A 5,385-nucleotide genomic window follows, 5' to 3' on the forward strand; every position below is an offset into this window, starting at 1 on the left:
GCTTCGGTGGGGCCGTATTCGTTGTAGAAGCGCCGGCCTTCGCCTATCAGATCGCCGGCCGACACCGTTTCGCCGCCCAACAGGAAGGCGAGGCCCAGGCCGCCGCCGGCGCGGACGCCGGGCAGGGCGATCAGCGCGCCGGCCAGCATGGGGCCGGTCAGCAAGGTGAGCTGGTTGACCGCCATGAACACGGAGTTGGCCTGTTGCAGCCTGTCTTCCGGCACGGTGTTGGGCAGCAGGGCGGCGGCCGACGGCCCGGTGAAGGCGGCGACGACGCCCATGGCGGCGGCGAAGGGATAGAGCCAGGCCAAGGGCAGCCCGCCGCGGTAGGCGGCGTAGCCTAGCAGGGCCAGCAGCGCCGCGCAGCATAGCAGCGAGCACTGGAACACCCGCCGCGGCGAGTGCCGGTCCGCCACCGCGCCGCCGACGATGATGAACACCGCGCGCGGCAGTTCCATCGCGGTGACGACCAGGCCGAGGGCGAGGCCGTCGCCGCCCAGCTGCAGCACCAGCCAGGGCAGGGCGATCAGCGCGGTCTGCTGGCCCAGGATGGAGCAGAACCAGGCGGCGGAGAGCCAGAGAAAGCGCCGGTCGCGCCAGAGCGAGGACGGCGGGGCGGCGAGGGCGGCGGACATGGGCTTAGACATGGCGTTCTCGCATCGCGCGCTCCAAGCTGTCCGCCAGCCCGGCCACATGCGGCTCGCGCAGCATGTCGGCGTGTTCGCCGGCGGCGCGGAACACCTGGACCGGGCCGGCGGCGTAGTCGGACCAGCCCAGGTCGGCCGGTCCGGCCATGCTGGCGGCCAGCCCGTCGGTGACCCACACCGCCACCGGGCAGGGCGCGGTTTGCGGCTGATGGCCGCGCAGGCTGAGCAGGTTGGCGCGGTAGACGTCGAACATCGCTTCCACCCGGCGCGGATCCATGCCCTGGGGGAACAGGCCGGAGGCCCGCACCTGCCGGCTGAGCAGCGCGAAGCGCCCGGCGCGGTCCAGCGGCCGCAGCATGTCTTCCGAGACGGCCAGCGTTTTGCCGGTGGCGATTTCCACGGTGCGGGCCATGTAATGCAGCAGCCCGGCCTCGTCCTGGGGCAGCTCGTTCAGGAAGCCGGCGTCCGGGCGCGGCGGCGCGTCCAGCGCCGCCAGCAGGCTGACTTCGACGCCGGTCTCGACCAGCCGCCGCGCCAGCTCCGCCGCCACCGCGGCGCCGAAGGAGTGGCCGGCCAGGATCAGCGGTCCGGGCAGGCCGGCTTGCCGCACGGCGGCGGCGTAGCGCTCGGCCATGGCCGCCACGCTGTCGTCGGCGGCGACGGCCGGGTCCAGCCCCGCCGCTTGCAGGCCGTAGACGCGCCAGCGCGGCGACAGCCGCTCCACCAGTTTTTGATAGCCGATGATCTGGCCGGAACCGTCGTGGACCAGCAGCAGGGTGCCGTCGTCGCCGTCGGTCCGGATCGGCACCAGCACCGACGGCGCGGCGGCCTGGCCGGCCTCGGCCACCAGCCGGGCGAACTCGGCGACGGTGCCGGAGGTGAACAGCGAGGCCAGCGGCAGCTCCACGCCCAGTTCCTCGCGGATGCGGGACAGCAGTTGCAGCGTCAGCAGCGAGTGGCCGCCCATGTCGAAGAAGCTGTCGTCCACGCCGATGCGCGGCAGGCCCAGAACGGCGGCGAACAGCGCGGCCAGCTGCGTTTCCAGCGGGGTGCTTGGCGCGCGGTAGGCGCGCGCGGCCAGTTCCGGCGCCGGCAGCGCGCGGCGGTCCAGCTTGCCGTTGGGTGTCAGCGGCAGCGCCGGCAGGCTGACCCAGGCGCTGGGAATCATGTATTCCGGCAGCCGTTCGGCCAGCGCGCGGCGCAGCGCGGCGGTGTCCGCCTCGCTGTCCGCCGGCACCAGATAGCCCACCAGCCGCGCGGCGGCGGGCGGCGCGTGATGCAGCGCCACCGCGGCGGCGGCGATGCCGGGCTGGGCGCTGAGGGCGGCTTCGATCTCGCCGGTTTCGATGCGATAACCGCGCAGCTTCAGCTGTTGGTCGCCGCGGCCCAGGTATTCGATGCGGCCGTCCGCCAGCCAGCGCGCGCGGTCGCCGGTGCGGTAAATCCGCTCGCCGCAGCGGAAGGGGTTGGGGAGGAAGCGCTCCGCGGTGAGCCGCGGGCGGCGCAGATAGCCGCGGGCGACGCCGGGGCCGGCGAGGTAGAGTTCGCCGGCGAGGCCGGGCGGCGTCGGCTGCAAGGCCTCGTCCAGGATGTAGGCGCGGTAGCCGGGGATGGCGCGGCCGATGTCGACGGGCTGGCCGTCGCGCGCGGCGATTTCCGTCGCGGTGCCCCAGACGGTGGCTTCGGTGGGGCCGTATTCGTTGTAGAAGCGCCGGCCTTCGCCTATCAGATCGCCGGCCGACACCGTTTCGCCGCCGAACAGGACCGCGCGCAGCGATCCGCCCCAGCCGGCGGGCTGGGCCTGGGCCACGGTCCGGTACAGCGAGGGCAGGCTGAGCCAGACTTCGGCCCGCTCGCGCTCCACCAGGCCGGCCAGGTAGCCGGGCTCCAGCTGGCCGCCGGCGCGGCTGAGGATCAGCCGGCCGCCGCAGGCCAGCGACCAGAACAGCAGGGCCACCGAGCTATCGAAGGAGAAGGAGGGCAGCAGCAGGAAGGCGGTGCCCGGCCGCGACAGTTCCGCCGGATAGAAGGCGAGGCGGGCGGCGGTGGAGGCGTGGAGATTGCCGTGCTGGATCGCCACGCCCTTGGGGACGCCGGTGGAGCCGGAGGTGTAGATCAGGTAGGCGGGGTGCTCGGGCCGCAGCGGGCGGACGCGCTCGGCGTCGGCGGGGTTGCCGTCCGGCAGCGCGGCCAGTTGCGCTTGCAGGGCCGGCTCGTCCAGATTCAGCCGCGCCGCGCCGTCCGGCAGCGTGGCGTCGCTCAGGGTCAGCACGCAGCGCGGGGCGGCGTCTTGCAGCATGAAGGCGATACGGGCCGGCGGGTAGTCCAGGTCCAGTGGCAGATAGGCGGCGCCGGCTTTCAGCGCGGCCAGCATGGCCACCACGGTGTCGGCGGAGCGCGGCAGCGCGATGGCGACGATGTCTTCCGGGCCGACGCCGAGCCGGATCAGGCCGCGCGCCAGCTGGTTGGCGCGGCGGTTGAGTTCGCCGTAGCTCAGGCTGAGGCGGTCGTCGCTCAAGGCCGTCGCTTCCGGCGCGGCGGCGGCGCTGGCCTCGATCAGGGGCAGCAGGGTGGCCGGCGCGGACGCCGCGTCGCCGTCGTCCGCCAGCAGCCGCCGGCTTTCGTCCGCGTCCAGCAGCGCCAGGCGCGGCAAGGGCTGTTCCGCCTGGTCGGCCATGGCCAGCAGCAAGCGTTGCAGCCGGGAGGCCAGGCTACGCGCGCCGGCGTCGGTGAACAGGTCGACGTCGTATTCCAGCATCGCCTGCAGGCCGCCGTCGGCTTCGTGCACGGTCAGGGTCAGATCGAAGCGCGGCGAGCTGTCGTCGTTGGACAGGGTTTCCAGCTCCAGCCCCGGCAGGCGCAGCGTGTCCAGCGGCGCGTTCTGCAGCACCAGCATGGTCTGGAACAGCGGGTTGCGCGCCAGCGAGCGCTCCAGCCGCAGCGCGTCGACGATGGTTTCAAACGGCATGTCCTGCAGTTCGTAGGCTTCCAGCACCACGTCGCGGACCCGCGAGAGCAGTTGCAGCGCATTGGGCGCGCCGCTCAGATCGACGCGCAGCGCCAGGGTGTTGACGAAGCAGCCGATCAGGCCCTCCAGGTCCAGGTGATTGCGGTTGGCGATGGGGCTGCCTATCACCAGATCGCGCTGGCCGCTGTAGCGGGACAGCAGTTCGGCGTAGCCGGCCAGCAGCACCATGAACAGGGTGCCGCCGGCGCGCTCGGCCAGCCGGCGCAAGTTCTGGGTCTGCGCCGGCGAGAAATCGAAGCGGACGAAGCGCCCGCGGCGCGGACCGCCGGCGCCGCGCGGCCGGTCGCCCAGCAGTTCCAGCGCCGCCGGGGCGTCGGCCAGGCGCGTTTTCCAGCGCGCCAGCATCTGGTCGTAGCGTTCGCCGGACAGGGCGTCGCGCTGCCATTGGGCGAAGTCGCCGTACTGGATGGGCAGGGCGGGCAGGCTGGGCGGGCGTTGTTCCCGCGCGGCGGCGTAGAGCTCGCCGAATTCACGCACCAGCACGCCCAGCGACCAGCCGTCGGACAGCGCGTGGTGCAGCGCGATCAGCAGCGCGGCGTCGTCCGGGCCGATGCGCAGCAGGGCGAAGCGCAGCGGCGGCGCGGCCTCCAGGTCGAACTTGGGCCGGGCGAAGGCGTCGGCGGCGCGATTCAGCGCCGCGTCCAGGCTGTCGCCGGCGTCCACGCGCAGCGTCAGTTCCTGCAGTTGCGGCCCGTCGCCACCGTCGACGATTTGCCGCAGCTCGCCGTCGCTCAGCGCGAAACGGGTGCGCAGCGCCTCGTGGCGGCGGACCACGCCGGCCAGCGCGGCGCGCAGCGCGGCCAGGTCCAGGCGGCCGCGCAGGCGCAGGCCCTGGGCGATGTTGTAGACGCCGTGTTCGCCCTGGTCCAGCCGTTCCAGGAACCAGAAGCGCTGTTGGGCGAAGGAGGCCGGCAGCGGCCGCGAGCGGTCGGCCGGCGGGATGCGGCGCTCCGGCGCGGAGGCCGGCGCGGCGGGGTCTTCCAGCGCGACGCGTGCCGCCAGCGCGGCGGCGAATTCGGCCACCGTCGGGTGTTCGAACAGGGTGCGCAGCGGCAGTTCGACGCCGAATTCGGCGCGCAGCCTGGACATGACCCGGGTGGCCAGCAGGGAGTGGCCGCCGGCTTCGAAGAAGTTCTGTTCGCGGCCCAGGCCGCTGACGCCCAAGACCTCGCCCCAGAGGCGGGCCACTTCGTTTTCGGCGCGGTTGCGCGGCGGCGCTCCGGCGTCGGCGCCGCCTTGTTGGGCCTGGCCGGGCTCGGGCAAGGCGCGCCAGTCCAGCTTGCCGCTATGGGTTAGCGGCAGCTTGTCCAGGGTGACGAAGGCGGCCGGCAGCATGTAGTCGGGCAGGTGCGCGGCCAGATGGCGGCGCAGCTCGGGTCCCAGCGCGTCGCGCGGCTGGCTTTGCGCGGGGGTGTTGAAGCAGGCGGCGGGCTCGCCGTCGTCGTTCCCGTCCAGCCGTTCCAGCGCCAGCGGCGGCAAGGCGTCGGCCGCGGCGGCCAAGGCCAGGTCGAAACGGCCGTCGGCGGCGTCCTCGCTCCAGCTGAGGCGGGCGGCCAGGCCGGCGGCCGCGGCTTCGGCCAGCAGTTCGGCCGGCTCGGCGGCGTCAGACGGCGCTTGCGCCCGCCAGGGCTGGCCGTCGTCGGCTTCGTCGTCGGCCGCGCTGTTGGCCGGATCATGATCCAGCCAGGCGAGGAAGCGGTTGACCTCGGC

At 73.6% G+C, this 5,385-nt stretch carries 2 protein-coding genes; both read right to left on the reverse strand.

Going from position 1 to position 5,385, the window contains the following annotated elements; genetic code table 11:
* Positions 1–647, reverse strand: a 647-nt coding sequence (locus NK214_RS24565; RefSeq protein WP_253315763.1) for an MFS transporter, incomplete at its 3' end; no start/stop codon positions are given.
* Positions 640–5,385, reverse strand: a 4,746-nt coding sequence (locus NK214_RS24570) for a non-ribosomal peptide synthetase (RefSeq protein ID WP_253315764.1), incomplete at its 5' end; no start/stop codon positions are given. The genes NK214_RS24565 and NK214_RS24570, both read right to left, overlap by 8 nt.

The organism is Chromobacterium sp. S0633, assembly GCF_024158805.1.
Lineage (GTDB): Bacteria > Pseudomonadota > Gammaproteobacteria > Burkholderiales > Chromobacteriaceae > Chromobacterium.